The organism is Pseudomonas sp. H26/SER47-MNA-CIBAN-0231 (assembly GCF_040310465.1).
In the GTDB taxonomy this organism is placed as follows: Bacteria; Pseudomonadota; Gammaproteobacteria; order Pseudomonadales; family Pseudomonadaceae; genus Aquipseudomonas; species Aquipseudomonas atacamensis.
In genome coordinates this window covers 1-25,420 of sequence record NZ_JBEOPW010000010.1, presented here as the reverse complement: position 1 = coordinate 25,420, position 25,420 = coordinate 1, and the positions used below count along the sequence as shown (strand labels likewise).

Here is a 25,420-nt window from a genome sequence, read left to right as displayed (position 1 = left end):
CAGGGAATATCCAATGACTCAGTCCATCTGGAGCAAGTTGTTCACCGCGCTGCGCGGCGGCGCCAATGAAGTCGGCGAAGCCATCGCCGACCAGCAGGCCCTGCGCATCCTCGATCAGGAAATCCGCGACGCCGACACCGCGCTGTCCAATGCTCGCCGCGAACTGGTGACGATCATGGCCAAGCACAAACTGGCCGCCGACCGCGTCAGCGAATACGACGCCAAGATCAAGGACCTCGAAGCCAAGGCTGTTGCCGCACTGAATGCCGGCCGCGAAGACCTGGCGCTGGAAGTGGCCGAAGCGATTTCGACCCTGACCAACGACCTCGCTGCCGAGAAGAAACTCAGCGATGAATTCGGCGCCTACGCCGACAACATGCGCAAAGACATCAGCAAAGCCGAATCGCGGATCAAGAGCCTGCGCCAGCAGGTGGACATGGCCAAGGCCCGCGACAGCGTGCAGAAAGCCCAGGTCAGCGCCTCGATTGCCAGCGGCGGCGCCAACGGCAAACTGGAAACCGCAGTCGGCACCCTGAACCGCCTGCAAGCCAAGCAGCAGCAACGCGCTGCCGAACTGAGCGCAGCGGACGAACTGGCCGACGCCTCCACCGGCAACGATCTGGAACGCAAACTGCGCGACGCCGGCATCACGCCGAACGAAGGCAGCGCCAATGCGATCCTTGAGCGGCTGAAGCAGAAGTCCGCGCAGTAATGACTGATCGGTAACCTGTGGGAGCGAGCCTGCTCGCGAAAGCGTCGTGACAGTCAAAGAATCGAGTGACTGACACACCCCATTCGCGAGCAGGCTCGCTCCCACATGGTTTTGCGGCGTAATTGCCCCTGCTCGTTCACCGCTTCGCCCGTTACACTACCGCCACTTTTTCACCCTCGAACACCTCCACCCGCTTCAAGGAACGTACCCATGGGATGGTTTAAAGACTTGCTCGGCACCAGCAATTGGCAGACCGCTGCGCCAACGAGCACCGGCGCCAGCGGTCCACTGGGCATGGCACAAGGCAAAGGCGTGCGCTTCGACACGACCCTGGCATTGCTGCTGGAAGGCTCGACTTCGGTGCGGGTGCCATTCGATCAAGCGGTGTGGAGCGCCGGTTGGGTCGATCTCGGCCAGTCCAACAAGCTGCACCGCTACTACATGAACGACGAGGATTTCTGGGTGCAGATCCACGTCACCGGCGATGATCAGGTCGAGTCGGTCACCCTGTTCAATTACCTCAGCTATGTAACGGTCAACAGTGACGCCGAACTTCAGCGTCTGGCCGGCCCGAACAGCCTGATCGGTCTGCCGACCTACCACCACGACGGTGTTGAATACACCCGCGAATGGGGCACTGAACTGCATCAGACCGAACTGGTGCCAATGACCGAACACGTGGTCAACCCGGACGAGTCCTACACCATCAAGCACCACGCCATGCTGTATGCCCGCGACACCGGTCTGACCGATCGCCGCGAACTGCTGCTGTTCTCCGTCGAACAGGACGAAGAAGGCACCGTCAGCCTGAGCACCTCGCTGGGCATCTCGCTGTACACGACTGATTTGAGCGCCATTTAAAAAAGGAAGTTTTTCATGCTGGAAGTCTTGGCCGTTTCCCTGAACAAAACCGCGCTGGTCGGTTTTGTCGTCTACCTGATCGGCGCCGTGTTGCTGTTCATGCTGTTTCAATTCGTCTACACGCGCATTACCGCGCACAAGGAATTCGAACTGATCCGTGCCGGCAACACTGCCGCCGCCATTGCCCTATCCGGGGCAATTATCGGTTTCGCGATTCCGGCGAGCAACGTGATCGCCTACTCGGTCAACGTGCTCGACTTCGTCCTCTGGGCGGTCATCGCCGCCGTCGTGCAGCTGTTGGCGTTCGTTGCGACCGGGCTGGTGCTCAAGGGCACTTCCCAGCGCATCGCCAACGGCGAAGTCGCGGCCGGCATCTATGTGGCTGCCGTGGCGATCAGCGTCGGCATGCTCAATGCCGCGTGCATGACCCCGTCCCACTGACCGGCAGGAAGCCTCTTGATGAAACGCAGCAAATACGTGCAATTGTCCCTCGCCGCGTCGGTGGCGATGGCGATTTCCGGTGAAGCAGCGGCGCTGGATCAGCCGCGCAACTTCCAAAGCGTTGAACAGTGTGTCGACGCCGAATTGGCCGCCGATCTCTGCTCCAGCGCCTACGTCGCCGCCCTGAACGAGCACCGGCGCATCGCCCCGGCCTACACCGACAAGGCCAAGTGCGACGCAGACTTTGCCGCTGGCTGGTGTCAGAAAATTTCCGATGGCCGTTTCGTGCCGAAACTCGGCGGCTTCAAAGTGCCGGGCAATGCCGAGACGCCGCAAGATCTCGATGCCATCGCCAATTCGCAAATGCCGGCGGGCGGCACCACCACCAGCAGCAGTGCCAGCCACGGCGGCTCGCACTATTCCGGTGGCTCAGGTGGCGGCGGCAATGGCTGGCTGACCGGCTGGCTGATCGGCAACGCAATGAGCAACAACGCCGAACGCACCGTTTACCGTGATCGCGAAACGCGCCAGCCGTACAACACCTCAACGCAGTACCGCCGAGCTGACACAACCTCGCGCAGCCAGTCGGATTACGAGAGCAGCAAGAGCAAACCGGTGAACGTTGCGTCGTCGACTTCGCGCGGCGGTTTCGGCAGCCAGTCCAGCGCCCGCAGCGGTTGGGGTGGCTGGGGCAGCAGTTCCGGACGCTCGAGCAGCTGACATGAAAAAGATCCACTGCGCCGAGCGCCCCGACTGGAAACACACCGCCGAAAGCCTCGGTTTCCTGTTCCACACCATCGACGACGAACCGTACTGGGACGAAAGCGCCTACTACCAGTTCAGCCTCGCGCAGATCGAAAACGATCTCGAAGATCCGACCACCGAACTGCACGAGATGTGCATGGATCTGGTTGATCGCGTGGTCGACAGCGAGGAGTTGCTCGATCGCCTCAGCATCCCGGCGGCGTATTACGACATGATCCGCACCTCCTGGCGTGAAGGTCATCCGCATCTGTACGGTCGTATGGACTTTTCCTACAGCGGCAACGGGCCGGCGAAACTGCTGGAGCTCAACTACGACACACCGACCAGCCTCTATGAAGCGGCGGCGTTTCAGTGGGGCTGGCTGGAACAATGCATTGAGCGCGGCACGCTGCCCGGGCATGCCGACCAGTTCAACAGCATCGACACCAAGCTGCATCAGGCCTTCGCCGCATTGCAGTTGAAGCGGCCGTTCTACTTTGCCTCGATGAAGGACTCGGTCGAGGACAAAGGCACCACCGACTATCTGCGGCTGATCGCGGAAAAGGTCGGCATCGAATCACGCCACATCGACATCGAAGACATCGGCCTGACGGCTGAGGGCCGTTTCGTCGATCTGCAGGATCGCTGGATTCCGCACCTGTTCAAGCTGCACGCCTGGGAATTCATCTTCCATGAACCGTTCGGCGCGGCGATCGCCGAGTGTGACACGCAGTTTTTCGAACCGGCGTGGAAGGCGATTCTGTCGAACAAAGGTGCGCTGCCGCTGCTGTGGGAATTGCACAAGGGACATCCGAATCTGCTCGCTGCGCACCTTGATCCGAATCCGCAGAGTGCCGTGCCGAAGGGCTGGGTGCGCAAGCCGTACTTTTCCCGCGAAGGTGCCAACATCGAACTGCAAACGGCAGAAGGTCTGATCGTCAAAGAGGACGGGCCTTACACCGATGCGCCGTTCATCCTGCAGCAGTTCGCGCCGCTGCCGAAGTTTGGCGACAGCTACACGCTGATTGGCTCGTGGGTGATTGGTGATGAGGCGGCGGGGATTGGTGTGCGCGAGGACAATAGTCTGATCACCAAGGATTCCAGTCGATTTTTGCCGCACCTGATCCTGGATTAAGACGAAGTTACCTTGTGGGAGCGAGCCTGCTCGCGAAAGCGTCCTGTCAGTTACAGGTGCATCGACTGATCTGACGCCTTCGCGGGCAGGCTCGCTCCCACAGGAGATTGTGAGTAGCCAGGAATTTCCTGAACAAAAAAGGCCCGTCGTTTAAGCGACGGGCCTTTGTCATTCAAAGCGGTTACAGCGGCAAATCAGAACGGAATATCGTCATCGAAGCTGTCGAAGTCCGGAGCCGGTTGCGGTGCGGCCTGCTGAGGTGCCGGAGCCGAACGCTGCTGTGGAGCCGACTGCTGCGGGCGTGGAGCCTGCTGACGTGGCGCCTGCTGCTGGTAGTTGTTGCCGCCGCCTTGCTGATCGCCCTGTTGTGGGCGGCCGCCGAGCAGTTGCATGGTGCCTTGCATGTCGACCACGATTTCAGTGGTGTAACGCTTGATACCGTCCTTTTCCCACTCGCGGGTCTGCAGTTTGCCTTCGATGTACACCTGCGAACCCTTGCGCAGGTATTCACCGGCGATCTCGGCCACCTTGCCGAACATCGACACACGGTGCCACTCGGTCTTCTCGACCTTCTGACCGGTCTGCTTGTCGGTCCATTGTTCGCTGGTGGCCAGACTCAGGTTGGTCACGGCATTACCGTTAGGCAGGTAGCGAACTTCGGGATCCTGGCCGCAAGTGCCGACCAATATGACTTTGTTAACCCCACGGGCCATAACGTTCTCCTAAGCGTCGCACGCAGCCCCGGCCGGGTTGTTGACCAGGCGTTCGAGGGTGCTGCGATCCACTAATTCTTTGTCCAGTTTGATGTAAACAGCCGCCTCTTCGGCGACTATCACTGCATCTGTTACCCCTACCAGGGCCTTGAGGCGCTCGACCAGACCCGCTTCGCGGATCGCTTCGGGCGACAACGGCAAGCGCAGGCTCGTCACGTAGGGAGGTTCGCGCATGGTAACAGCAAAGGCCAGCCAAAGTGCAGCCAGCGCGGCGCATCCGAGGAACACAACCGACAGACCGCCATGCTGGAACAACCAGCCGCCGAGTATCCCGCCGAGTGCCGAACCGAGGAACTGGCTGGTGGAGTACACGCCCATGGCCGTGCCCTTGCCGCCTGCCGGTGAAACCTTGCTGATCAGCGACGGCAACGATGCCTCGAGCAGATTGAACGCGGTGAAAAACACCACCGTACCGATCACCAGAGCACGCAGGCTGTCGCCGAACTGCCAGAAGAATAGTTCAGTCAGCATCAATGTCAGGACGGCGCCGAGCAAAACTCGTTTCATTTTGCGTTTCTTCTCGCCGTAGATAATGAACGGGATCATGGCGAAGAACGAAATCAGCAGCGCGGTGAGGTAAACCCACCAGTGCTGTTCCTTGGGCAGACCGGCTTTTGTCACCAGTGCCAAGGGCAAGGCAACGAAGCTCGACATCAACATGGCATGTAACACAAAGATGCCCAGATCCAGGCGCAGCAAGTCCGGGTGCTTGAGCGTCGGCATCAGCGCCTGCCGGGCCACTCCGGATTCCCGGTGCTGCAACGGCCCGGTGGATTGCGGCACCATGAACATGATGATCAGGATGCCGACCAGCGCCATGGCGCCAGTGGCGAGGAACAGCCCGGACAGCCCGAACGCACTGGTCAGTAACGGCCCCACCACCATGGCCACCGCAAACGACAGGCCGATGGTCATGCCGATCATCGCCATGGCTTTGGTCCGATGCTGCTCGCGGGTCAGGTCGGAAAGCAGCGCCATCACCGCTGCAGAAATCGCCCCGGCGCCCTGCAGGATTCGCCCGGCGATCACGCCCCAGATCGAATCGGCCTGGGAAGCCAGAACACTGCCGAGAGCGAAGACGATCAGGCCGAGGTAGATCACCGGCCGGCGACCGATGCGGTCGGAAATGATCCCGAACGGAATCTGGAAAATTGCCTGGGTCAGACCGTAAGCGCCAATCGCCAGCCCGATCAGGGCCGGGGTCGCTCCCGCCAGATCCATGCCATAGGTCGCCAGCACCGGCAACACCATGAACATGCCAAGCATACGGAAAGCGAACACCAGGGCCAGACCGCTCGCCGCGCGGGTCTCGCTGCCACTCATGCGTTCGCTGTGGGGATCGTGCATGGAAAAACCTCGTGTGAACCGGCGGCGATTCTACCAGTCCCATCGGAAGACGGGGTATATCGCGACGCTATGACGCGTATAGATGAAACTCTCTTCATGAACGGCAAAACGCCCTTCGTTTGATAGTGTGCATCCATCCAGTATTTGCCCGTATACTCCTACGTTTTCGACGCCCGCCAAGCGAGGCCACTTTGGACAAGATCCTGATACGTGGGGCCCGTACCCACAACCTGAAGAACATCGACCTGACCCTGCCACGGGACAAACTGATCGTCATCACCGGCCTGTCCGGATCCGGCAAGTCGTCCCTGGCGTTCGACACGCTGTATGCCGAAGGTCAGCGCCGCTATGTCGAATCGCTGTCGGCCTATGCCCGGCAGTTCCTGTCGATGATGGAAAAACCCGACGTCGACACCATCGAAGGCCTGTCGCCGGCGATCTCCATCGAACAGAAGTCGACCTCGCACAACCCGCGTTCCACGGTCGGCACCATCACCGAAATCTACGACTACTTGCGCTTGCTCTATGCCCGCGTGGGTACGCCGCGTTGCCCGGATCACGACATTCCACTGGAAGCGCAGACCGTCAGCCAGATGGTCGATCTGGTGCTGGCGCAGCCGGAAGGCAGCAAACTGATGTTGCTGGCTCCGGTGATCCGCGAACGCAAAGGCGAACACCTGTCGGTCTTCGAAGAATTGCGTGCGCAGGGTTTCGTCCGCGCCCGGGTCAACGGACGCATTTGCGAGCTCGACGAGCTGCCGAAGCTGGATAAACAGAAGAAGCATTCGATCGATGTGATCGTCGACCGCTTCAAGGTCCGCGCCGATCTGCAGCAGCGTCTGGCCGAGTCTTTCGAGACCGCGCTGAAACTCGCCGACGGCATTGCCCTGGTCGCGCCGATGGACGACGAGCCGGGCGAAGAAATGATCTTCTCCGCACGCTTCGCCTGCCCGATCTGCGGCCATGCGATCAGCGAGCTGGAACCAAAGCTGTTTTCCTTCAACAACCCGGCCGGCGCCTGCCCGACCTGTGATGGCTTGGGCGTGAAGCAGTTCTTCGACATCAAGCGTCTGGTCAATGGCGAGCTGACCCTGGCCGAAGGTGCAATACGCGGCTGGGACCGGCGCAACGTCTATTACTTCCAGATGCTCGGCTCACTCGCCTCGCACTACAAGTTCAGCCTGGACAAGCCCTTCAACGACCTCAGCGCCGAGCAGCAGAAGTTCATCCTGCATGGCAGCGGCTCGCAGAACGTAGACTTCAAATACCTCAACGACCGTGGCGATATCGTCAAACGCTCGCACCCGTTCGAAGGCATCGTGCCGAATCTTGAGCGTCGCTATCGCGAAACCGAATCGGCGAGCGTGCGCGAAGAGCTGGCCAAGTTCCTCAGCCATCAGGCCTGCCCGGATTGCCGTGGCACGCGTCTGCGCCGTGAAGCACGGCACGTCTGGGTCGGCGAAAAAACCTTGCCGGCAGTGACCAATCTGCCGATTGGCGATGCCTGCGAATACTTCGGTGCGCTGAAGATGACCGGTCGGCGTGGCGAAATCGCCGACAAGATCCTCAAGGAAATCCGCGAGCGTCTGCAATTTCTGGTCAACGTCGGCCTCGACTATCTGTCGCTGGATCGCAGCGCGGACACGCTCTCCGGTGGCGAGGCGCAGCGGATTCGTCTGGCCAGCCAGATTGGCGCCGGTCTGGTCGGCGTTCTGTATATCCTCGATGAACCATCCATTGGCCTGCATCAGCGCGACAACGACCGGCTGCTCGGTACGCTCAAGCATTTGCGCGATATCGGCAACACGGTGATCGTGGTCGAGCATGATGAAGACGCGATTCGTTTGGCTGACTATGTCGTCGATATCGGCCCGGGCGCCGGTGTGCACGGCGGGCAGATCGTTGCCGAGGGCACGCCGGATGAAGTCATGGCGCACCCGGATTCGCTGACCGGCAAATACCTGTCCGGCCGGGTGAAGATCGAAGTGCCGGCCAAACGCACGCCGCGCAACAAGAAGCTCAACCTGTCGCTCAAAGGTGCGCGTGGCAACAACCTGCGCAACGTCGATCTGGACATCCCGATCGGCCTGCTGACTTGCGTGACTGGCGTATCCGGTTCGGGTAAATCGACACTGATCAACAACACGCTGTTCCCGCTCAGCGCCACGGCACTGAATGGCGCGACCACGCTTGAAGCGGCTGCACATGACAGCATCAAAGGTCTGGAACATCTCGACAAAGTCGTCGATATCGACCAGAGCCCGATCGGCCGTACGCCGCGCTCCAACCCCGCGACCTACACCGGGCTGTTCACGCCGATCCGCGAACTGTTTGCCGGCGTGCCCGAGTCGCGCTCCCGGGGTTACGGCCCGGGGCGTTTCTCGTTCAACGTCAAGGGCGGTCGCTGCGAAGCGTGCCAGGGCGATGGCCTGATCAAGGTGGAAATGCACTTCCTGCCGGACATCTATGTGCCCTGCGATGTGTGCAAGAGCAAGCGCTACAACCGCGAAACCCTTGAGATCAAATACAAGGGCAAGAGCATCCATGAAACCCTCGAAATGACCATCGAGGAAGCACGGGAGTTCTTCAATGCGGTGCCGGCATTGGCGCGCAAGCTGCAAACGCTGATGGATGTCGGCCTGTCCTACATCAAGCTGGGGCAGTCGGCGACGACCCTGTCCGGCGGTGAAGCACAGCGGGTCAAGTTGTCGCGCGAACTGTCCAAGCGCGATACCGGCAAGACCCTGTACATCCTCGACGAGCCAACCACCGGCCTGCACTTCGCCGATATCCAGCAGTTACTCGATGTTCTGCATCGTCTGCGCGATCACGGCAACACCGTGGTGGTGATCGAGCATAACCTCGATGTGATCAAGACCGCTGACTGGCTGGTGGACCTCGGTCCTGAAGGCGGTTCCAAAGGCGGGCAGATCATTGCCACCGGTACGCCGGAGGAAGTTGCCGAGATGAAGCAGTCTCACACCGGCCATTACCTCAAGCCGCTGCTGATCCGCGATCGGGCTTAACTGCCAGGCATGAAAAAGCCCCTGTCACCGTTGAGGTGCCAGGGGCTTTTTTGTAGCTGTTGCAATCAGGACGCGTGGGATTGCAGGTAGTTCTCGAGACCGATCAGCTTGATCAGGCCCAGCTGCTTTTCCAGCCAGTAGGTGTGATCTTCTTCGGTGTCGTTAAGCTGAACCCGCAGTATTTCGCGGCTGACGTAGTCTTTGTGTTGCTCGCAAAGTTCGATGCCTTTGCACAGCGCAGCGCGGACTTTGTATTCGAGGCGCAAATCAGCTTCGAGCATCGTAGGCACGGTGGTGCCGACATCCAGATCATCCGGACGCATGCGCGGCGTGCCTTCGAGCATCAGAATCCGCCGCATCAATGCATCGGCGTGGCCGGCTTCTTCTTCCATCTCGTGGTTGATGCGCTCGTAGAGCTTGGTGAACCCCCAGTCCTCATACATCCGCGAATGAACGAAATATTGGTCACGCGCGGCCAGTTCGCCGGTCAGCAACGTATTGAGGTAATCGATTACATCTGGGTGGCCTTGCATCGCCCTACATCTCCCTTCCTGAAAGTCTGTAGTTTGAACCAACCTGACCGGAAGGTCACTCGCTTCGCGCAATAAAAGCGAAGATATTCTGAGAAAAGCAGGCCAAATAACGCAAAAACCGCCCAAATGAGGGCGGTTCTGCTTCTCGTTTAGACTACGTTAAGCTGTCAGTTGAGCAGCTTTGCGATTGCTTCTCCATACGCCGGATCGGCTTTGTAGAAATGCTGCAGCTGACGATCCACGACGTCGCTGGAAACACCCGCCATTGCGCCGGCAATGTTGCTGACCAGCAATGCTTTCTGCTCGTCGCTCATCAAGCGGAACAAGGCACCGGCATGGCTGTAGTAGTCGGTGTCTTCGCGGTGATCATAACGATCGGCGGCACCGCTCAAGGCCAGCGCTGGCTCAGCGTAATGTGGCGCTTGTTTCGGCGACTCAACGTAGCTGTTCGGTTCATAGTTCGGCGCCGCGCCGCCATTGCTGCCGAAAGCCATGGAGCCGTCACGCTGATAAGTATTCACCGGGCTGCGCGGAGCGTTCACCGGCAATTGCTGGTGATTGGTGCCCACACGGTAACGGTGCGCGTCAGCGTAGGCGAATACACGGCCTTGCAGCATGCGGTCTGGCGACAGACCGACACCTGGCACCATGTTGCTCGGGCCAAACGCAGCCTGTTCAACTTCCGCGAAGTAGTTCAGCGGGTTGCGATTCAACTCCAGCTCACCGACTTCGATCAGCGGGAACTCCTTCTGCGACCAGGTCTTGGTCACGTCGAACGGATTCTCGTAATGAGCCGCCGCTTGCGCTTCGGTCATGATCTGAATGCACACGCGCCATTTCGGGAATTCACCGCGCTCGATGGCCTCGAACAGGTCACGCTGCGCATAGTCCGGGTCGGTACCGGCCAAACGGGCGGCGTCGGCCGGCGCCAGGTTCTTGATGCCCTGCTGGGTCTTGTAGTGCCACTTCACCCAGTGACGCTCGCCTTTGGCGTTGATCAGGCTGTAGGTGTGGCTACCGAAGCCGTGCATGTGGCGATAGCCGTCAGGGATGCCACGATCAGAAAACAGGATGGTGACCTGGTGCAGCGCTTCAGGCGAATGCGACCAGAAATCCCACATCATCTGCGCGCTTTTCAGGTTGCTTTGCGGCAGACGTTTTTGCGTATGGATAAAGTCCGGAAACTTCAGCGGATCGCGGATGAAGAACACTGGCGTGTTGTTGCCAACGATGTCCCAGTTGCCTTCCTCGGTGTAGAACTTCAAGGCGAAGCCGCGCGGATCGCGCTCAGTGTCGGCCGAACCACGCTCGCCACCTACGGTGGAAAAGCGCAGAAAGGTTGGCGTTTGTTTGCCTACCGATTCGAACAACTTTGCACTGGTGTATTCGGTGATGTCACGGGTGACGGTGAACGTACCGTAAGCGCCCGAGCCCTTAGCGTGGACACGGCGTTCTGGAATGTTTTCACGGTTGAAGTGCGCGAGCTTTTCGATCAGATGGAAATCGTCGAGAAGCAGCGGACCGCGTGGGCCGGCGGAACGGGAATTCTGGTTGTCAGCGACTGGCGCGCCACTGGCGGTTGTAAGCGTCTTGGTCTGGCTCATGCGGTCTTCTTCCTCTGTCAGTCTTGAACTGCCGGCTAATGGGCTTGGCGGGAAGTATTGATCATCGACGTTACAGCTACAAATTCATTAACTTGCAGGCATCGATAGATAATTACTAATTATGTTTTCCCGGCACATAGTGGCAGTTCAACCATGTCAGAAACTTGTACGGACGGCGCATTTCTTACAGGCACAAAAAACCGGGCACTAGGCCCGGTTCTTTGTTTCAGACTGACGTCTTACTCGGCGGATACAGCTTCGCCAGCAGTAGCACGATCAACCAACTCGACGTACGCCATAGGCGCGTTGTCGCCAGCGCGGAAACCGCACTTGAGGATGCGCAGGTAGCCACCCTCACGGGTAGCGTAACGCTTGCCCAGGTCGTTGAAGAGCTTACCAACGATAGCTTTCGAACGAGTACGGTCGAAAGCCAGACGGCGGTTAGCCAGGCTGTCTGTCTTGGCCAGAGTGATCAGCGGCTCGGCAACGCGGCGCAGTTCTTTGGCTTTTGGCAGAGTAGTTTTGATCAGCTCGTGCTCGAACAGCGACACCGCCATGTTTTGGAACATGGCCTTGCGGTGCGAGCTGGTGCGGCTCAGGTGACGACCACTTTTACGATGACGCATGGTTCATTCCTTACCAAACACTACGTTCGGTGATTACGACGATCAGGCAGTCGCCTTGTCGTCCTTCTTAAGACTTGCAGGCGGCCAGTTGTCGAGGCGCATGCCGAGGGACAGACCGCGGGAGGCCAGAACGTCCTTGATTTCAGTCAAGGATTTCTTGCCCAGGTTCGGAGTCTTCAACAGCTCTACTTCGGTACGCTGAATCAGGTCGCCGATGTAGTAGATGTTTTCCGCCTTAAGGCAGTTAGCCGAACGTACAGTCAGTTCCAGATCGTCAACCGGGCGAAGCAGGATCGGATCGATCTCGTCTTCCTGCTCGACAACCAGCGGCTCACTTTCACCTTTGAGGTCGACGAACGCAGCCAGCTGCTGTTGCAGGATGGTTGCAGCGCGACGGATAGCCTCTTCAGGATCCAGGGTACCGTTGGTTTCCAGATCAATAACCAGCTTGTCCAGGTTGGTACGCTGTTCGACACGGGCGTTTTCCACCACGTAAGCGATACGGCGAACCGGGCTGAACGAAGAGTCGAGCTGCAAGCGACCGATGCTGCGGCTTTCGTCTTCATCGCTCTGACGCGAGTCGGCTGGTTCATAACCACGACCACGAGCTACGGTGAGCTTCATGTTCAGGGCGCCGTTAGACGCCAGGTTAGCGATTACGTGATCGGGATTAACGATCTCGACATCATGATCCAGCTGAATATCGGCAGCGGTAACCACCCCCGAACCCTTCTTCGACAAGGTCAGCGTAACTTCGTCACGACCGTGCAGCTTGATGGCCAGACCTTTAAGGTTCAACAGGATTTCAATTACGTCTTCCTGTACACCTTCGATGGCGCTGTACTCGTGGAGCACACCGTCAATCTCGGCCTCGACTACTGCGCAGCCGGGCATTGAGGACAACAGGATGCGGCGCAGCGCGTTGCCCAGGGTGTGGCCAAAACCACGCTCGAGAGGCTCGAGAGTGATCTTGGCGCGGGTTGGACTGACAACCTGCACATCAATGTGGCGGGGTGTCAGGAACTCATTTACCGAAATCTGCATGGATGCACCTATTTTCTAGCCCTTACTTGGAGTAGAGCTCGACAATCAGGCTTTCGTTGATGTCGGCGGACAGATCACTGCGAGCAGGAACGTTCTTGAAAACGCCCGACTTCTTCTCAGTGTCTACTTCTACCCATTCTACGCGGCCACGTTGGGCACACAGATCGAGAGCTTGGACAATGCGAAGTTGGTTTTTTGCTTTCTCGCGAACTGCAACCACGTCACCAGCACGAACCTGATACGACGGAACGTTTACGGTCTGACCGTTTACGCTGATCGACTTGTGCGATACCAGCTGGCGGGATTCGGCACGAGTCGAACCAAAGCCCATACGGTATACAACGTTGTCCAGACGGCATTCGAGCAGTTGCAGCAGGTTTTCACCGGTTGCACCTTTCTTGCCAGCAGCTTCTTTGTAGTAGCCGCTGAACTGACGCTCGAGAACGCCGTAGATACGACGGACCTTCTGCTTTTCACGCAGTTGGGTGCCGTAGTCGGACTGGCGACCGCGGCGTTGGCCGTGGATACCAGGTGCTGCTTCAATGTTGCACTTCGATTCGATCGCGCGCACGCCGCTCTTCAGGAAGAGATCGGTGCCTTCGCGACGAGCGAGTTTGCATTTTGGACCAATGTAACGAGCCATTCTTTACAATCTCCTGGATTACACGCGGCGCTTCTTCGGCGGACGGCACCCGTTGTGCGGGATTGGCGTCACGTCGGTGATGCTGGCGATCTTGTAGCCACAGCCGTTCAAAGCGCGGACTGCGGATTCACGACCTGGACCTGGACCCTTGACGTTTACGTCGAGGTTTTTCAGGCCGTATTCCAGCGCAGCTTGACCAGCACGCTCAGCAGCTACTTGAGCAGCGAACGGGGTGGACTTGCGGGAACCGCGGAAACCCGAACCACCGGAGGTAGCCCAGGAAAGAGCGTTACCTTGACGGTCGGTAATGGTCACGATGGTGTTGTTAAAAGATGCATGGATGTGGGCGATGCCATCAACCACTGTCTTTTTAACTTTTTTACGAGGACGAGCAGCAGGTTTTGCCATGATTAAATTCCTGTCGATTCGCTGGGGCGATTACTTGCGGATCGGCTTACGCGGACCTTTACGGGTACGCGCGTTGGTCTTGGTACGCTGACCGCGTACTGGCAGACCACGACGATGACGCAGACCGCGATAGCAACCGAGGTCCATCAAGCGCTTGATTTTCATGTTGATTTCGCGACGCAGGTCACCTTCAGTGGTGAACTTCGCCACTTCGCCACGCAGCTGTTCAATTTGCTCGTCGCTCAGATCTTTGATCTTTGCTGCTGGGTTTACCCCAGTCACTGCACAGATCTTCTGCGCAGTAGTGCGACCAACACCATAGATGTAGGTCAGCGAGATAACAGTATGCTTGTTATCTGGAATGTTAACGCCTGCAATACGGGCCATTCAGTGGGACTCCAATTGACAGCTACCTACGCCCCGGAAGCCAAGAAATAGGGCGCGAGATAATATCGCTGTAATAACAAATAATCAACCCGGTAGCGCACTAGCTACCGGGCTTGAAGCACAATCACACTCAGCCTTGGCGCTGTTTGTGACGCGGTTCCGCGCTGCAAATTACTCGAACAACACCTTCGCGGCGAATAATCTTGCAGTTACGGCACAGCTTTTTCACCGATGCACGAACTTTCATCACCAACTCCTCGAACCTTATGGGTACTCAGCGCAACATGCCGCTGCCGTAACCCTTCAGGTTGGCTTTCTTCATCAGGGATTCGTACTGGTGCGAAACGAGGTGCGATTGTACTTGGGACATGAAGTCCATCACAACCACGACCACGATCAGCAACGAGGTCCCGCCAAGGTAGAACGGAACGTTTGCTGCAACCACCAGGAATTGGGGCAACAGGCACACGGCCGTCATGTAAAGAGCACCGAACAGGGTCAAGCGGGTCAGAACGCCATCAATATAGCGCGCAGACTGCTCACCTGGACGGATGCCCGGAATAAAGGCACCGGACTTCTTCAGGTTTTCCGCTACGTCTTTCGGATTGAACATCAACGCCGTATAGAAGAAGCAGAAGAAAATAATCCCTGCACTAAACAGCAGAATATTCAACGGCTGACCAGGAGCGATCGACTGCGAGATGTCCTGCAACCAGCCCATACCTTCAGACTGACCGAACCAGGCACCCAACGAAGCCGGAAACAGCAAGATGCTGCTCGCGAAAATAGCCGGAATAACACCGGCCATGTTCACCTTCAGCGGCAAGTGGCTTGTCTGCGCAGCAAAAACCTTGCGGCCCTGCTGACGCTTGGCGTAGTGAACAGCAATACGACGCTGACCACGCTCAATGAACACCACGAAACCGATAATCGCTACTGCCAGCAAACCGATGGCAACCAGGGCGAAGATGTTGATATCACCCTGACGCGCAGACTCGAAAGACTGCCCGATTGCTCTCGGAAGACCGGCGACGATACCCGAAAAAATCAACATCGAGATACCGTTGCCAACACCACGCTCAGTAATCTGCTCACCCAGCCACATCATGAACATCGCACCAGCCACAAATGTGGTTACCGCGACGAAATGGAAGCCAAAGTCACCAGTGAACGCGACGCCCTGCCCCGCCAGACCAATGGACATGCCAATAGCCTGGACCAGAGCGAGAGCGACGGTGAGGTAGCGGGTGTACTGGCTAATCTTGCGACGGCCAGCTTCACCTTCCTTCTTCAACTGCTCCAGCTGCGGGCTGACGGCGGTCATCAGTTGCATGATGATCGATGCCGAAATGTACGGCATGATCCCCAGTGCAAAGATGCTCATCCGTTCCAGCGCGCCGCCGGAGAACATGTTGAACAAGCTAAGAATGGTCCCCTCATTCTGTCGAAACAGGTCTGCGAGTCGGTCCGGGTTGATACCTGGAACCGGGATGTGTGCGCCTATTCGGTAGACGATAATCGCCAGGAACAGAAAACGCAGACGAGCCCAGAGTTCAGACATACCGCCTTTGCCGAGCGCAGAGAGAGCACCTTGCTTAGCCATTTATTCCTCGAACTTGCCGCCAGCTGCTTCGATAGCCGCACGCGCACCTTTGGTGGCGCCGATTCCCTTGCCGATAGTGACAGCGCGAGTCACTTCACCGGACAGCATGATTTTCACACGCTGTACGTTGACGTTGATCACGTTGGCATCTTTCAGGGACTGCACAGTAACGATGTCGCCTTCCACTTTGGCCAGCTCGGACAAACGCACTTCTGCGCGATCCATGGCTTTCAGGGAAACGAAACCGAACTTAGGCAGGCGACGATGCAGCGGCTGTTGACCGCCTTCAAAGCCTGGAGCGATGGTGCCACCGGAGCGGGAGGTCTGACCTTTGTGACCACGGCCACCAGTCTTGCCCAAACCACTACCGATACCACGGCCCGGACGATGCTTTTCGCGACGGGAACCCGGCGCTGGACTCAGATCATTGAGTTTCATCGATTAACCCTCGACACGCAGCATGTAGTAAGCCTTGTTGATCATCCCGCGATTCTCGGGAGTATCCTGGACTTCTACAGTGTGACCGATGCGACGCAGACCCAGACCCTTAACGCACAGTTTGTGGTTAGGGATGCGGCCGGTCATGCTTTTGATCAGCGTAACTTTAACGGTAGCCATGATTACTTGATCTCCTCAACACGCAGGCCACGCTTGGCAGCGATGGACTCAGGAGACTGCATAGCCTTCAGACCCTTGAAAGTGGCGTGAACCACGTTTACCGGGTTAGTCGAGCCGTAGCACTTGGCCAGAACGTTCTGAACGCCAGCAACTTCGAGGACAGCACGCATAGCGCCGCCAGCGATGATACCGGTACCTTCAGAAGCAGGCTGCATGTACACCTTCGAAGCGCCGTGAGCGGACTTCATTGCGTACTGCAGAGTGGTGCCGTTCAGGTCAACTTGAATCATGTTGCGGCGAGCAGCTTCCATTGCCTTCTGGATCGCAGCAGGCACTTCACGCGACTTGCCACGGCCGAAGCCAACACGCCCTTTACCATCACCAACCACGGTCAACGCGGTGAAAGTGAAGATACGGCCGCCTTTAACGGTTTTGGCTACGCGGTTAACTTGAACCAGCTTCTCGATGTAGCCTTCGTCGCGCTTTTGGTCGTTATTTGACATAACTTAGAACTCCAGCCCAGCTTCACGAGCAGCATCAGCCAGCGCTTTAACGCGGCCGTGGTACTTGAAGCCAGAGCGGTCGAAAGCCACTTGCGATACGCCAGCGGCCTTAGCACGCGTAGCGACCAGCTGGCCAACCTTTGTGGCCGCGTCGATGTTGCCAGTGGCACCATCACGCAGTTCTTTATCCAAAGTCGAGGCACTTGCCAGGACTTTGTTGCCGTCGGCCGAGATGACCTGGGCGTAGATGTGCTGCGACGAGCGGAACACGCAGAGACGCACGACTTCGAGTTCGTGCATTTTCAGGCGTGCTTTGCGAGCGCGACGCAGTCGAGTAACTTTTTTGTCGGTCATTTGCTATGCCCTACTTCTTCTTGGCTTCTTTACGACGGACGACTTCGTCCGCGTAGCGCACACCTTTGCCTTTGTACGGCTCTGGTGGACGGAAGTCGCGGATCTCGGCGGCCACTTGACCTACCAGCTGCTTGTCGATGCCCTTGATCAGGATATCGGTCTGGCTAGGAGTCTCAGCGGTGATGCCTTCCGGCAGTTCGTAATCCACTGGGTGCGAGAAGCCAAGAGCCAGGTTCAGAACCTGACCTTTTGCTTGCGCTTTGTAACCAACACCGACCAGCTGGAGCTTGCGCTCGAAGCCTTGGCTTACGCCCTGGACCATGTTGTTTACCAACGCACGCGTGGTACCGGCCATTGCGCGAGTTTGTTGATCGCCATTGCGAGCAGCGAAACGCAGCTCACCAGCTTCTTCAACGATCTCAACGGACGAATGGATGTTCAGTTCAAGAGTACCCTTGGCACCCTTCACCGAAAGCTGTTGGCCTGCGAATTTGACTTCGACACCAGCTGGCAGCTTAACGGGGTTCTTAGCGACGCGAGACATGCTTATCCCCCCTTAGAACACAGTGCAAAGAACTTCGCCGCCGACACCGGCAGCGCGCGCAGCACGATCCGTCATCACACCTTTGTTGGTGGAGACGATAGACACGCCAAGACCGCCACGAACTTTCGGCAGATCTTCAACGGACTTGTACTGACGCAGGCCTGGACGACTAACGCGCTTCACTTCTTCGATAACCGGACGGCCTTCGAAGTACTTCAGCGAGATGGACAGCGACGGCTTGGCGTCGGTGGTGATCTGAAAATCCGCGATGTAACCTTCGTCCTTCAGGACTTTTGCTACAGCAGCCTTCAACGTGGAAGACGGCATGCTTACGACAGACTTTTCAGCCATCTGGGCATTACGGATTCGAGTTAGCATGTCCGCTAACGGGTCCTGCATACTCATGGGCTAGACGCTCCTAATACAAAAAAATTAGCCTTGCGGCTACTACTTGTCGCCGAGAACTTCCGGGCAGAAAAACACGGGCTCAGGCGAGCCGGTCATTCTAGACACACCCCAGAAATGAATCAAGCCCCAAAAGGGGCTTGATTCAGATTCAAGGCCACCGATGGTCAGGTTCTTGCGAACCCGAACATCGAGACTTTGACTACTGTTACCAGCTGGCTTTAACCAGACCTGGTACGTCACCACGCATTGCAGCTTGACGCAGCATGTTACGGCCGAGGCCGAACTTGCGGTACACGCCGTGCGGACGACCAGTCAGGCGGCAACGGTTACGCATGCGCGAAGCGCTTGCGTCACGTGGTTGCTTCTGCAGAGCTACGGTAGCTTCCCAACGCGCTTCTGGACTTGCGTTCAGATCGACGATGATAGCTTTCAGCGCTGCACGCTTGGTGGCGTACTTGGCAACGGTGAGCTGACGCTTCAGCTCACGGTTTTTCATGCTCTTCTTGGCCATTTTCCTACTCCAATCAGTTGCGGAACGGGAATTTGAAAGCACGCAGCAGAGCGCGGCCTTCATCATCGTTCTTGGCAGTGGTGGTCAGGGTAATGTCCAGACCGCGGAGAGCATCGATCTTGTCGTAGTCGATTTCCGGGAAGATGATCTGCTCTTTCACGCCCATGCTGTAGTTGCCACGACCATCGAAGGACTTGGCATTCAGGCCGCGGAAGTCGCGAACCCGAGGCAGGGAGATCGACAGCAGACGATCCAGGAACTCGTACATACGCTCACGGCGCAGGGTCACTTTGACGCCGATCGGCCATCCTTCGCGGACTTTGAAGCCAGCGATGGATTTACGAGCGTAGGTCACAACGACTTTCTGGCCGGTGATCTTTTCCAGGTCAGCAACAGCGTGCTCGATGACTTTTTTGTCGCCGATCGCTTCGCCCAGACCCATGTTCAGGGTGATTTTGGTAACGCGCGGAACTTCCATCACGTTCGAAAGCTTAAGTTCTTCCTTAAGTTTCGGAGCGATTTCCTTCCGGTAAATCTCTTTTAGTCGTGCCATGGTCTTCTACCTAGCAGTGTTCAAGCATCAACCGCTTTTTGGGTCGACTTGAAGACACGAATTTTCTTACCGTCTTCTACTTTGAAACCAACGCGGTCAGCCTTGTTGGTTTCGCCGTTGAAGATGGCGACGTTGGAAGCGTGCAGTGGCGCTTCTTTCTCGACGATACCGCCCTGTACGCCCGACATCGGGTTAGGCTTGGTATGACGCTTGACCAGGTTCAGACCACCAACAACCAGACGGTTGTCAGCAAGAACCTTCAGCACCTTACCGCGCTTACCTTTGTCTTTGCCGGCGATCACGATGATCTCGTCGTCACGACGAATCTTTTGCATGTCGGATCTCCTTACAGCACTTCTGGGGCGAGCGAGACGATCTTCATGAACTTCTCAGTACGAAGTTCACGGGTCACTGGCCCAAAGATACGGGTGCCGATCGGCTCTTGCTTGTTGTTCAGAAGAACAGCAGCGTTGCCATCAAAGCGGATAATGGAGCCATCAGCACGACGTACGCCGTGACGAGTGCGGACTACAACAGCAGTCATCACTTGGCCTTTTTTCACCTTACCGCGAGGAATTGCTTCCTTCACGGTAACTTTGATGATGTCACCGATACCAGCGTAACGACGATGGGAGCCACCCAGCACCTTGATGCACATAACACGGCGAGCGCCGCTGTTATCGGCCACATCGAGCATGGATTGAGTCTGAATCATATAATTTCTCCGACCCCTAGCCCTTAGACTTCCACAGCGCGTTCGAGAACATCAACCAGCGCCCAAGACTTGGTCTTGGCCATCGGACGAGTTTCACGAATAGTGACTTTGTCGCCGATGTGGCACTGATTGGTTTCGTCGTGCGCGTGCAGCTTAGTCGAACGCTTAACGTATTTACCGTAGATCGGGTGCTTTACGCGACGCTCGATCAGAACGGTGATGGTTTTGTCCATCTTGTCGCTGACAACACGGCCAGTCAGCGTACGGACAGTTTTTTCGGCTTCAGCCATGATCACTTACCTGCCTGCTGGTTGAGCACAGTCTTCACGCGAGCGATGTCACGCTTAACTTGCGAGAGCAGATGAGACTGCCCCAACTGGCCAGTTGCTTTCTGCATGCGCAGATTGAACTGGTCGCGCAGCAAGCCGAGCAGTTGCTCGTTCAGCTGCTGTGCGGATTTTTCACGAAGTTCATTCGCTTTCATCACATCACCGTCCGTTTAACAAAGGAGGTGGCGAGCGGCAGCTTTGCAGCAGCCAGGGCGAAAGCCTCACGCGCCAGCTCTTCAGAAACACCCTCGATTTCATACAGGACTTTGCCTGGCTGAATCTGGGCAACCCAGTACTCCACGTTACCCTTACCTTTACCCATACGAACCTCGAGAGGTTTCTTGGAGATCGGCTTGTCCGGGAATACACGGATCCAGATCTTGCCGCCACGTTTTACGTGACGGGTCAGAGCACGACGCGCTGACTCGATCTGACGAGCGGTGAGACGACCACGAGCAACAGACTTCAGCGCGAACTCGCCGAAGCTGACTTTGCTACCGCGCAGTGCCAGACCACGGTTGTGGCCGGTCATCTGCTTGCGGAACTTCGTACGCTTTGGTTGCAACATTTGGCGTACCCCTTACTTAGCAGCTTTTTTACGAGGCGCTGGTGCTTGTGGTTTCAGTTCTTCTTGGCGACCACCAATAACTTCGCCTTTGAAGATCCAAACCTTTACACCGATCACACCGTAAGTGGTGTGAGCTTCGTAGTTGGCATAGTCGATGTCGGCACGCAGGGTGTGCAGTGGCACACGACCTTCGCGATACCATTCAGTACGTGCGATTTCAGCACCGCCGAGACGACCGCTCACTTGGATTTTGATGCCTTTGGCACCAATGCGCATGGCGTTCTGTACAGCGCGCTTCATAGCGCGACGGAACATTACACGACGCTCCAGCTGCTGAGCTACGCTCTGCGCAACCAGCATACCGTCGAGCTCCGGCTTGCGGATCTCTTCGATATTGATGTGCACAGGCACACCCATTTGCTTGGTCAGGTCCTGACGCAGTTTCTCAACATCTTCACCTTTCTTCCCGATAACGATACCTGGACGAGCGGTGTGGATGGTGATGCGTGCAGTTTGGGCCGGACGATGGATATCGATACGGCTTACGGACGCGCTTTTTAGTTTGTCTTGGAGATACTCACGCACTTTCAGATCTGCGAACAAGTAGTCCGCATAAGTCCGACCGTCTGCGTACCAGACGGAGGTGTGCTCCTTGACGATTCCCAGGCGAATGCCAATGGGATGTACTTTCTGACCCATCTCTTCGACTCCGTTACTTGTCAGCAACCTTGACAGTGATATGGCAAGACCGCTTGACGATGCGATCAGCACGGCCTTTGGCACGTGGCATGATGCGCTTCAGCGAACGCCCTTCGTTGACGAAAACGGTGCTGACCTTCAGGTCATCAACGTCTGCGCCTTCGTTATGCTCGGCGTTGGCTACGGCCGACTCCAGCACTTTCTTCATGATCTCGGCGGCTTTCTTACTGCTGAAAGCCAACAGGTTGAGCGCTTCGCCCACCTTCTTCCCGCGGATCTGGTCGGCGACCAAGCGGGCTTTCTGGGCGGAGATTCGAGCGCCCGACAACTTAGCGGCTACTTCCATTTCCTTACCCCTTAACGCTTGGCTTTCTTGTCAGCCACGTGCCCGCGATAGTTGCGGGTACCGGCGAACTCGCCCAGTTTGTGGCCGACCATGTCTTCGTTAACGAGAACTGGGACGTGCTGACGACCGTTGTGTACTGCGATGGTCAGACCGACCATTTGTGGCAGGATCATCGAACGACGCGACCAGGTTTTAATTGGTTTGCGATCGTTCTTTTCCGCCGCCACTTCGATCTTCTTCAGTAGGTGAAGATCAATAAAAGGACCTTTTTTCAGAGAACGTGGCACTGTCGTATCCCTCTATTTACTTGCGACGACGGACGATCATTTTGTCGGTACGCTTATTACCACGAGTCTTCGCGCCCTTAGTCGGGAAGCCCCATGGCGATACCGGATGACGACCACCAGAGGTACGACCTTCACCACCACCATGTGGGTGGTCAACCGGGTTCATGGCAACACCACGAACGGTTGGGCGAACGCCACGCCAGCGTTTGGCACCAGCCTTACCCAGCGAACGCAGGCTGTGCTCGGAGTTCGAGACTTCACCCAGGGTCGCACGGCATTCAGCCAGGACTTTACGCATTTCACCGGAACGCAGACGCAGGGTCACGTAGACACCTTCACGAGCGATCAGCTGAGCCGAAGCACCAGCGGAACGAGCGATCTGTGCACCTTTACCTGGCTTCAATTCGATGCCGTGTACGGTAGAACCGACTGGAATGTTGCGCAGTTGCAGAGCGTTGCCTGGCTTGATTGGAGCCAGAGCGCCTGCGATCAGCTGGTCGCCAGCACTCACGCCTTTAGGGGCGATGATGTAGCGGCGCTCGCCGTCTGCGTAGCACAGCAGTGCGATGTGAGCAGTACGGTTTGGATCGTATTCGATACGCTCGACAGTGGCGACGATGCCATCTTTGTCGTTGCGACGGAAATCGACCATACGGTAATGCTGCTTATGACCACCACCGATGTGACGAGTGGTAATACGGCCATTGTTGTTACGACCACCAGACTTCGATTTTTTCTCGAGCAGCGGTGCGTGAGGAGCGCCTTTATGCAGCTCCTGGTTGACCACCTTGACCACAAAACGGCGGCCAGGGGAAGTCGGTTTGCATTTAACGATTGCCATGATGCACCCCTTCCTTACTCAGCACTGCTGCTGAAATCGAGATCTTGGCCTGGCTGAAGGGAGATAACTGCCTTCTTCCAGTCATTACGCTTGCCCAGACCGCGAGCAGTGCGCTTGCTCTTACCCAGAACGTTCAGGGTAGTGACGCGCTCTACTTTCACGCTGAACAGGCTTTCGACGGCCTTCTTGATTTCCAGCTTGGTTGCATCGGTAGCAACCTTGAAAACGAACTGGCCTTTCTTGTCTGCCAGAACCGTAGCCTTCTCGGAAACGTGCGGGCCAAGCAGAACTTTAAATACGCGTTCCTGGTTCATCCCAGCAGCTCCTCGAATTTCTTCACGGCCGACACGGTGATCAACACCTTGTCGTATGCGATCAGACTAACTGGATCGGAACCTTGCACATCACGTACATCTACGTGCGGCAGGTTGCGAGCAGCCAGGTACAGGTTCTGATCAACAGCGTCCGACACGATCAGAACGTCGGTCAGGCTCATGTTGTTCAGTTTGCCCAGCAGATCTTTGGTTTTCGGAGTTTCAACAGCGAAATCCTGAACCACGACCAGACGATCAGTACGCACCAGCTCAGCAAGGATGGAACGCATTGCTGCGCGATACATCTTCTTGTTCAGCTTCTGGGAGTGATCCTGTGGACGAGCTGCGAAAGTGGTACCGCCGCCACGCCAGATTGGGCTACGGATAGTACCGGCACGAGCACGGCCAGTACCTTTCTGACGCCATGGGCGCTTGCCGCCACCACGAACGTCGGAACGGGTCTTCTGCTGCTTGCTACCTTGACGGCCGCCGGCCATGTAGGCCACGACTGCTTGGTGAACCAGCGTCTCGTTGAATTCGCCGCCAAATGTCAGTTCGGAAACTTCGATCGCTTGAGCGTCATTTACATTTAATTGCATGTCAGCTTCCCCTTAACCGCGAGCCTTGGCTGCTGGACGTACAACCAGGTTGCCGCCAGTAGCGCCAGGAACAGCACCCTTGACCAACAACAGATTGCGTTCAGCGTCCACGCGCACTACTTCCAGGGACTGCACGGTCACGCGCTCAGCGCCCATATGACCGGACATTTTTTTGCCCTTGAATACACGACCAGGAGTCTGGCACTGGCCGATAGAGCCTGGGACGCGGTGGGATACGGAGTTACCGTGGGTGTTATCTTGCCCGCGGAAATTCCAACGCTTGATCGTACCCTGGAAGCCTTTACCCTTGGACTGACCGGTTACATCAACCAGTTGACCAGCGGCGAAGATTTCAGCGTTGATCAGATCGCCAGCCTGGTACTCGCCTTCTTCAAGGCGGAATTCCATGGTGGTGCGACCAGCGGCAACGTTCGCTTTAGCGAAGTGGCCAGCCTGAGCTGCTGTTACACGCGAAGCGCGACGCTCGCCGACAGTGACTTGCACTGCACGATAGCCATCGGTCTCTTCAGTTTTGAACTGGGTGACGCGATTCGGCTCGATCTCAATGACCGTGACCGGAATGGAGACACCTTCTTCGGTGAAAATACGGGTCATACCGCATTTACGACCGACTACACCAATAGTCATGTTGTAAACCTCATGAGTGTACGGGGCTTTCACCCGCTATGGCCGCCCATTTCAGAGCGTTACACGACCAAGACCGAGTCTTAGCCGAGGCTGATCTGCACTTCCACACCGGCCGCAAGATCAAGCTTCATCAGCGCGTCAACGGTTTTATCCGTTGGCTGGACGATGTCCAGAACACGCTTATGAGTGCGGATCTCGTACTGGTCACGCGCGTCTTTGTTGACGTGCGGGGAAACCAGAACGGTGAACCGCTCTTTACGGGTAGGCAGTGGAATTGGACCACGCACTTGAGCACCAGTACGTTTCGCGGTTTCCACGATTTCCTGGGTTGATTGGTCGATCAGGCGATGGTCAAAAGCCTTCAACCTGATACGGATTTGCTGATTTTGCATTGGATTTCAGACTCCGGCTGCTATTCCCACCGGGCGCAATACGCCCGTTAAAAGGAGGCGCAATTCTATAGACGCCCCCGATAGGTGTCAACCCAATAAAAAAGCCCCCGCTGAGCGGGGGCTTTTTCAATCCATCAAGCTGACTTTAAAAGTCTTACTCGATGATTTTGGCTACGACGCCAGCGCCGACGGTACGACCGCCTTCACGGATAGCGAAACGCAGACCATCTTCCATCGCGATGGTTTTGATCAGGGTAACAGTCATCTGAATGTTATCACCTGGCATTACCATTTCAACGCCTTC

General features: G+C 57.0%; 39 protein-coding genes. 6 read left to right on the top strand and 33 right to left on the bottom strand.

All coding sequences use genetic code 11. The features are described from left to right. Positions 1-13: 13 nt before the first annotated feature. The 5 genes from AAEZ10_RS16455 to AAEZ10_RS16435 all read left to right on the top strand — a co-directional run bounded on the left by AAEZ10_RS16455 (position 14) and on the right by AAEZ10_RS16435 (position 3,893). The gene (locus AAEZ10_RS16455; RefSeq protein ID WP_041477670.1) at positions 14-712 is read left to right on the top strand and encodes a PspA/IM30 family protein; all 699 of its coding nucleotides are present in this window, start codon (positions 14-16) and stop codon (positions 710-712) included. Between the two features lie 210 nt (positions 713-922). Continuing rightward, complete coding sequence (locus tag AAEZ10_RS16450) at positions 923-1,573, top strand: DUF2491 family protein (protein WP_024014515.1); 651 nt, start codon at positions 923-925, stop codon at positions 1,571-1,573. A gap of 15 nt (positions 1,574-1,588) precedes the next feature. Next, positions 1,589-2,014, top strand: coding sequence for a DUF350 domain-containing protein (locus tag AAEZ10_RS16445; protein ID WP_016772952.1), 426 nt, complete (start codon positions 1,589-1,591; stop codon positions 2,012-2,014). 18 nt (positions 2,015-2,032) lie between these two features. Next, positions 2,033-2,734: a DUF1190 domain-containing protein gene (locus tag AAEZ10_RS16440; protein ID WP_350570101.1), complete on the top strand. Its 702-nt coding sequence runs from the start codon at positions 2,033-2,035 to the stop codon at positions 2,732-2,734. Between the two features lies 1 nt (position 2,735). Next, the gene (locus AAEZ10_RS16435; RefSeq protein WP_350570099.1) at positions 2,736-3,893 is read left to right on the top strand and encodes a glutathionylspermidine synthase family protein; all 1,158 of its coding nucleotides are present in this window, start codon (positions 2,736-2,738) and stop codon (positions 3,891-3,893) included. 194 nt (positions 3,894-4,087) lie between these two features. Here AAEZ10_RS16435 and AAEZ10_RS16430 read toward each other — a convergent pair whose 3' ends face one another. Both AAEZ10_RS16430 and AAEZ10_RS16425 read right to left on the bottom strand, forming a co-directional pair. Next, complete coding sequence (locus AAEZ10_RS16430; protein ID WP_003228709.1) at positions 4,088-4,606, bottom strand: single-stranded DNA-binding protein; 519 nt, start codon at positions 4,604-4,606, stop codon at positions 4,088-4,090. Between the two features lie 9 nt (positions 4,607-4,615). Continuing rightward, on the bottom strand, positions 4,616-6,013 hold the full coding sequence (locus AAEZ10_RS16425) for an MFS transporter (RefSeq protein WP_073475767.1): 1,398 nt from the start codon (positions 6,011-6,013) through the stop codon (positions 4,616-4,618). Positions 6,014-6,204: 191 nt separating this feature from the next. Between AAEZ10_RS16425 and uvrA the strand changes: the two genes are divergently transcribed. Further along, positions 6,205-9,039 (top strand): excinuclease ABC subunit UvrA, encoded by a 2,835-nt coding sequence (gene uvrA / locus AAEZ10_RS16420; RefSeq protein WP_110646971.1) that lies wholly within the window; start codon positions 6,205-6,207, stop codon positions 9,037-9,039. Positions 9,040-9,104: 65 nt separating this feature from the next. Here uvrA and bfr read toward each other — a convergent pair whose 3' ends face one another. The 31 genes from bfr to AAEZ10_RS16265 all read right to left on the bottom strand — a co-directional run. Next, positions 9,105-9,572, bottom strand: a complete 468-nt coding sequence (gene bfr, locus AAEZ10_RS16415) for a bacterioferritin (RefSeq protein ID WP_016772947.1) — start codon at positions 9,570-9,572, stop codon at positions 9,105-9,107. 167 nt (positions 9,573-9,739) lie between these two features. After that, positions 9,740-11,176, bottom strand: a complete 1,437-nt coding sequence (locus AAEZ10_RS16410; protein ID WP_122506582.1) for a catalase — start codon at positions 11,174-11,176, stop codon at positions 9,740-9,742. A 239-nt stretch (positions 11,177-11,415) separates the two neighbouring features. After that, the gene (gene rplQ, locus AAEZ10_RS16405; protein WP_003176402.1) at positions 11,416-11,802 is read right to left on the bottom strand and encodes a 50S ribosomal protein L17; all 387 of its coding nucleotides are present in this window, start codon (positions 11,800-11,802) and stop codon (positions 11,416-11,418) included. 42 nt (positions 11,803-11,844) lie between these two features. Next, entirely contained in the window at positions 11,845-12,846 is a 1,002-nt protein-coding gene (locus AAEZ10_RS16400) for a DNA-directed RNA polymerase subunit alpha (protein WP_016772946.1), read from the bottom strand. A 22-nt stretch (positions 12,847-12,868) separates the two neighbouring features. Beyond that, complete coding sequence (gene rpsD, locus AAEZ10_RS16395) at positions 12,869-13,489, bottom strand: 30S ribosomal protein S4 (RefSeq protein WP_003176404.1); 621 nt, start codon at positions 13,487-13,489, stop codon at positions 12,869-12,871. Between the two features lie 18 nt (positions 13,490-13,507). Continuing rightward, positions 13,508-13,897, bottom strand: a complete 390-nt coding sequence (gene rpsK, locus AAEZ10_RS16390; RefSeq protein WP_002555466.1) for a 30S ribosomal protein S11 — start codon at positions 13,895-13,897, stop codon at positions 13,508-13,510. A gap of 30 nt (positions 13,898-13,927) precedes the next feature. Further along, a complete protein-coding gene (gene rpsM / locus AAEZ10_RS16385) occupies positions 13,928-14,284 on the bottom strand; it encodes a 30S ribosomal protein S13 (protein WP_003186020.1) in 357 nt (118 codons plus the stop codon). 130 nt (positions 14,285-14,414) lie between these two features. Further along, positions 14,415-14,531, bottom strand: a complete 117-nt coding sequence (gene rpmJ, locus AAEZ10_RS16380) for a 50S ribosomal protein L36 (RefSeq protein ID WP_002555468.1) — start codon at positions 14,529-14,531, stop codon at positions 14,415-14,417. 27 nt (positions 14,532-14,558) lie between these two features. Then, positions 14,559-15,887, bottom strand: a complete 1,329-nt coding sequence (gene secY / locus AAEZ10_RS16375) for a preprotein translocase subunit SecY (RefSeq protein ID WP_016772945.1) — start codon at positions 15,885-15,887, stop codon at positions 14,559-14,561. Then, positions 15,888-16,325, bottom strand: a complete 438-nt coding sequence (gene rplO, locus AAEZ10_RS16370; protein ID WP_003228720.1) for a 50S ribosomal protein L15 — start codon at positions 16,323-16,325, stop codon at positions 15,888-15,890. It abuts the gene before it with no gap. A 3-nt stretch (positions 16,326-16,328) separates the two neighbouring features. Next, entirely contained in the window at positions 16,329-16,505 is a 177-nt protein-coding gene (gene rpmD / locus AAEZ10_RS16365; protein WP_003176408.1) for a 50S ribosomal protein L30, read from the bottom strand. A 2-nt stretch (positions 16,506-16,507) separates the two neighbouring features. Then, the gene (gene rpsE / locus AAEZ10_RS16360) at positions 16,508-17,008 is read right to left on the bottom strand and encodes a 30S ribosomal protein S5 (RefSeq protein ID WP_007955637.1); all 501 of its coding nucleotides are present in this window, start codon (positions 17,006-17,008) and stop codon (positions 16,508-16,510) included. A gap of 3 nt (positions 17,009-17,011) precedes the next feature. After that, the gene (gene rplR, locus AAEZ10_RS16355; protein ID WP_003186037.1) at positions 17,012-17,362 is read right to left on the bottom strand and encodes a 50S ribosomal protein L18; all 351 of its coding nucleotides are present in this window, start codon (positions 17,360-17,362) and stop codon (positions 17,012-17,014) included. A gap of 10 nt (positions 17,363-17,372) precedes the next feature. After that, a complete protein-coding gene (rplF, locus tag AAEZ10_RS16350; RefSeq protein ID WP_003228722.1) occupies positions 17,373-17,906 on the bottom strand; it encodes a 50S ribosomal protein L6 in 534 nt (177 codons plus the stop codon). A gap of 12 nt (positions 17,907-17,918) precedes the next feature. Then, positions 17,919-18,311 (bottom strand): 30S ribosomal protein S8, encoded by a 393-nt coding sequence (rpsH, locus tag AAEZ10_RS16345; protein WP_016772944.1) that lies wholly within the window; start codon positions 18,309-18,311, stop codon positions 17,919-17,921. 208 nt (positions 18,312-18,519) lie between these two features. Further along, entirely contained in the window at positions 18,520-18,825 is a 306-nt protein-coding gene (rpsN, locus tag AAEZ10_RS16340) for a 30S ribosomal protein S14 (RefSeq protein WP_003186042.1), read from the bottom strand. A gap of 13 nt (positions 18,826-18,838) precedes the next feature. Next, a complete protein-coding gene (gene rplE, locus AAEZ10_RS16335) occupies positions 18,839-19,378 on the bottom strand; it encodes a 50S ribosomal protein L5 (RefSeq protein WP_003210069.1) in 540 nt (179 codons plus the stop codon). A 20-nt stretch (positions 19,379-19,398) separates the two neighbouring features. Next, on the bottom strand, positions 19,399-19,713 hold the full coding sequence (gene rplX, locus AAEZ10_RS16330) for a 50S ribosomal protein L24 (RefSeq protein WP_003186046.1): 315 nt from the start codon (positions 19,711-19,713) through the stop codon (positions 19,399-19,401). A gap of 11 nt (positions 19,714-19,724) precedes the next feature. Continuing rightward, positions 19,725-20,093 (bottom strand): 50S ribosomal protein L14, encoded by a 369-nt coding sequence (gene rplN / locus AAEZ10_RS16325; RefSeq protein ID WP_002555479.1) that lies wholly within the window; start codon positions 20,091-20,093, stop codon positions 19,725-19,727. 23 nt (positions 20,094-20,116) lie between these two features. Beyond that, a complete protein-coding gene (rpsQ, locus tag AAEZ10_RS16320) occupies positions 20,117-20,383 on the bottom strand; it encodes a 30S ribosomal protein S17 (RefSeq protein ID WP_003194644.1) in 267 nt (88 codons plus the stop codon). Between the two features lie 2 nt (positions 20,384-20,385). Further along, the gene (gene rpmC, locus AAEZ10_RS16315; RefSeq protein WP_002555481.1) at positions 20,386-20,577 is read right to left on the bottom strand and encodes a 50S ribosomal protein L29; all 192 of its coding nucleotides are present in this window, start codon (positions 20,575-20,577) and stop codon (positions 20,386-20,388) included. Then, entirely contained in the window at positions 20,577-20,990 is a 414-nt protein-coding gene (rplP, locus tag AAEZ10_RS16310; RefSeq protein ID WP_003228729.1) for a 50S ribosomal protein L16, read from the bottom strand. The genes rpmC and rplP overlap by 1 nt, the downstream gene beginning before the upstream one ends. Before the next feature lie 12 nt (positions 20,991-21,002). Further along, the gene (gene rpsC / locus AAEZ10_RS16305; RefSeq protein ID WP_003176422.1) at positions 21,003-21,689 is read right to left on the bottom strand and encodes a 30S ribosomal protein S3; all 687 of its coding nucleotides are present in this window, start codon (positions 21,687-21,689) and stop codon (positions 21,003-21,005) included. A 13-nt stretch (positions 21,690-21,702) separates the two neighbouring features. Further along, positions 21,703-22,035 (bottom strand): 50S ribosomal protein L22, encoded by a 333-nt coding sequence (rplV, locus tag AAEZ10_RS16300; protein ID WP_003103908.1) that lies wholly within the window; start codon positions 22,033-22,035, stop codon positions 21,703-21,705. A gap of 11 nt (positions 22,036-22,046) precedes the next feature. Next, positions 22,047-22,322, bottom strand: a complete 276-nt coding sequence (rpsS, locus tag AAEZ10_RS16295) for a 30S ribosomal protein S19 (RefSeq protein WP_011336172.1) — start codon at positions 22,320-22,322, stop codon at positions 22,047-22,049. Positions 22,323-22,338: 16 nt separating this feature from the next. Beyond that, on the bottom strand, positions 22,339-23,163 hold the full coding sequence (gene rplB, locus AAEZ10_RS16290) for a 50S ribosomal protein L2 (RefSeq protein WP_016772943.1): 825 nt from the start codon (positions 23,161-23,163) through the stop codon (positions 22,339-22,341). Positions 23,164-23,177: 14 nt separating this feature from the next. After that, complete coding sequence (rplW, locus tag AAEZ10_RS16285; protein WP_002555488.1) at positions 23,178-23,477, bottom strand: 50S ribosomal protein L23; 300 nt, start codon at positions 23,475-23,477, stop codon at positions 23,178-23,180. Beyond that, complete coding sequence (gene rplD / locus AAEZ10_RS16280; protein WP_003228735.1) at positions 23,474-24,076, bottom strand: 50S ribosomal protein L4; 603 nt, start codon at positions 24,074-24,076, stop codon at positions 23,474-23,476. Before rplD ends, rplW begins: the two co-directional genes overlap by 4 nt. Positions 24,077-24,088: 12 nt before the next feature. Beyond that, entirely contained in the window at positions 24,089-24,724 is a 636-nt protein-coding gene (gene rplC / locus AAEZ10_RS16275) for a 50S ribosomal protein L3 (protein ID WP_003228738.1), read from the bottom strand. An 80-nt stretch (positions 24,725-24,804) separates the two neighbouring features. Further along, complete coding sequence (rpsJ, locus tag AAEZ10_RS16270; RefSeq protein WP_003186070.1) at positions 24,805-25,116, bottom strand: 30S ribosomal protein S10; 312 nt, start codon at positions 25,114-25,116, stop codon at positions 24,805-24,807. 154 nt (positions 25,117-25,270) lie between these two features. Beyond that, the coding region (locus AAEZ10_RS16265) for an EF-Tu C-terminal domain-related protein (RefSeq protein WP_445677786.1) at positions 25,271-25,420 on the bottom strand (150 nt) is incomplete at its 5' end.

What these genes read in the sequence shown, in the direction of transcription:
- AAEZ10_RS16455 (WP_041477670.1), top strand. Translation starts at nt 14, where the DNA reads ATGACTCAGTCCATCTGGAGCAAGTTGTTCACCGCGCTGCGCGGCGGC.
- AAEZ10_RS16450 (WP_024014515.1), top strand. Translation starts at nt 923, where the DNA reads ATGGGATGGTTTAAAGACTTGCTCGGCACCAGCAATTGGCAGACCGCT.
- AAEZ10_RS16445 (WP_016772952.1), top strand. Translation starts at nt 1,589, where the DNA reads ATGCTGGAAGTCTTGGCCGTTTCCCTGAACAAAACCGCGCTGGTCGGT.
- AAEZ10_RS16440 (WP_350570101.1), top strand. Translation starts at nt 2,033, where the DNA reads ATGAAACGCAGCAAATACGTGCAATTGTCCCTCGCCGCGTCGGTGGCG.
- AAEZ10_RS16435 (WP_350570099.1), top strand. Translation starts at nt 2,736, where the DNA reads ATGAAAAAGATCCACTGCGCCGAGCGCCCCGACTGGAAACACACCGCC.
- AAEZ10_RS16430 (WP_003228709.1), bottom strand. Translation starts at nt 4,606, where the DNA reads ATGGCCCGTGGGGTTAACAAAGTCATATTGGTCGGCACTTGCGGCCAG.
- AAEZ10_RS16425 (WP_073475767.1), bottom strand. Translation starts at nt 6,013, where the DNA reads ATGCACGATCCCCACAGCGAACGCATGAGTGGCAGCGAGACCCGCGCG.
- bfr (WP_016772947.1), bottom strand. Translation starts at nt 9,572, where the DNA reads ATGCAAGGCCACCCAGATGTAATCGATTACCTCAATACGTTGCTGACC.
- AAEZ10_RS16410 (WP_122506582.1), bottom strand. Translation starts at nt 11,176, where the DNA reads ATGAGCCAGACCAAGACGCTTACAACCGCCAGTGGCGCGCCAGTCGCT.
- rplQ (WP_003176402.1), bottom strand. Translation starts at nt 11,802, where the DNA reads ATGCGTCATCGTAAAAGTGGTCGTCACCTGAGCCGCACCAGCTCGCAC.
- AAEZ10_RS16400 (WP_016772946.1), bottom strand. Translation starts at nt 12,846, where the DNA reads ATGCAGATTTCGGTAAATGAGTTCCTGACACCCCGCCACATTGATGTG.
- rpsD (WP_003176404.1), bottom strand. Translation starts at nt 13,489, where the DNA reads ATGGCTCGTTACATTGGTCCAAAATGCAAACTCGCTCGTCGCGAAGGC.
- rpsK (WP_002555466.1), bottom strand. Translation starts at nt 13,897, where the DNA reads ATGGCAAAACCTGCTGCTCGTCCTCGTAAAAAAGTTAAAAAGACAGTG.
- rpsM (WP_003186020.1), bottom strand. Translation starts at nt 14,284, where the DNA reads ATGGCCCGTATTGCAGGCGTTAACATTCCAGATAACAAGCATACTGTT.
- rpmJ (WP_002555468.1), bottom strand. Translation starts at nt 14,531, where the DNA reads ATGAAAGTTCGTGCATCGGTGAAAAAGCTGTGCCGTAACTGCAAGATT.
- secY (WP_016772945.1), bottom strand. Translation starts at nt 15,887, where the DNA reads ATGGCTAAGCAAGGTGCTCTCTCTGCGCTCGGCAAAGGCGGTATGTCT.
- rplO (WP_003228720.1), bottom strand. Translation starts at nt 16,325, where the DNA reads ATGAAACTCAATGATCTGAGTCCAGCGCCGGGTTCCCGTCGCGAAAAG.
- rpmD (WP_003176408.1), bottom strand. Translation starts at nt 16,505, where the DNA reads ATGGCTACCGTTAAAGTTACGCTGATCAAAAGCATGACCGGCCGCATC.
- rpsE (WP_007955637.1), bottom strand. Translation starts at nt 17,008, where the DNA reads ATGTCAAATAACGACCAAAAGCGCGACGAAGGCTACATCGAGAAGCTG.
- rplR (WP_003186037.1), bottom strand. Translation starts at nt 17,362, where the DNA reads ATGACCGACAAAAAAGTTACTCGACTGCGTCGCGCTCGCAAAGCACGC.
- rplF (WP_003228722.1), bottom strand. Translation starts at nt 17,906, where the DNA reads ATGTCTCGCGTCGCTAAGAACCCCGTTAAGCTGCCAGCTGGTGTCGAA.
- rpsH (WP_016772944.1), bottom strand. Translation starts at nt 18,311, where the DNA reads ATGAGTATGCAGGACCCGTTAGCGGACATGCTAACTCGAATCCGTAAT.
- rpsN (WP_003186042.1), bottom strand. Translation starts at nt 18,825, where the DNA reads ATGGCCAAGAAGAGCATGAAAAACCGTGAGCTGAAGCGTCAGCTCACC.
- rplE (WP_003210069.1), bottom strand. Translation starts at nt 19,378, where the DNA reads ATGGCACGACTAAAAGAGATTTACCGGAAGGAAATCGCTCCGAAACTT.
- rplX (WP_003186046.1), bottom strand. Translation starts at nt 19,713, where the DNA reads ATGCAAAAGATTCGTCGTGACGACGAGATCATCGTGATCGCCGGCAAA.
- rplN (WP_002555479.1), bottom strand. Translation starts at nt 20,093, where the DNA reads ATGATTCAGACTCAATCCATGCTCGATGTGGCCGATAACAGCGGCGCT.
- rpsQ (WP_003194644.1), bottom strand. Translation starts at nt 20,383, where the DNA reads ATGGCTGAAGCCGAAAAAACTGTCCGTACGCTGACTGGCCGTGTTGTC.
- rpmC (WP_002555481.1), bottom strand. Translation starts at nt 20,577, where the DNA reads ATGAAAGCGAATGAACTTCGTGAAAAATCCGCACAGCAGCTGAACGAG.
- rplP (WP_003228729.1), bottom strand. Translation starts at nt 20,990, where the DNA reads ATGTTGCAACCAAAGCGTACGAAGTTCCGCAAGCAGATGACCGGCCAC.
- rpsC (WP_003176422.1), bottom strand. Translation starts at nt 21,689, where the DNA reads ATGGGTCAGAAAGTACATCCCATTGGCATTCGCCTGGGAATCGTCAAG.
- rplV (WP_003103908.1), bottom strand. Translation starts at nt 22,035, where the DNA reads ATGGAAGTAGCCGCTAAGTTGTCGGGCGCTCGAATCTCCGCCCAGAAA.
- rplB (WP_016772943.1), bottom strand. Translation starts at nt 23,163, where the DNA reads ATGGCAATCGTTAAATGCAAACCGACTTCCCCTGGCCGCCGTTTTGTG.
- rplW (WP_002555488.1), bottom strand. Translation starts at nt 23,477, where the DNA reads ATGAACCAGGAACGCGTATTTAAAGTTCTGCTTGGCCCGCACGTTTCC.
- rplD (WP_003228735.1), bottom strand. Translation starts at nt 24,076, where the DNA reads ATGCAATTAAATGTAAATGACGCTCAAGCGATCGAAGTTTCCGAACTG.
- rplC (WP_003228738.1), bottom strand. Translation starts at nt 24,724, where the DNA reads ATGACTATTGGTGTAGTCGGTCGTAAATGCGGTATGACCCGTATTTTC.
- rpsJ (WP_003186070.1), bottom strand. Translation starts at nt 25,116, where the DNA reads ATGCAAAATCAGCAAATCCGTATCAGGTTGAAGGCTTTTGACCATCGC.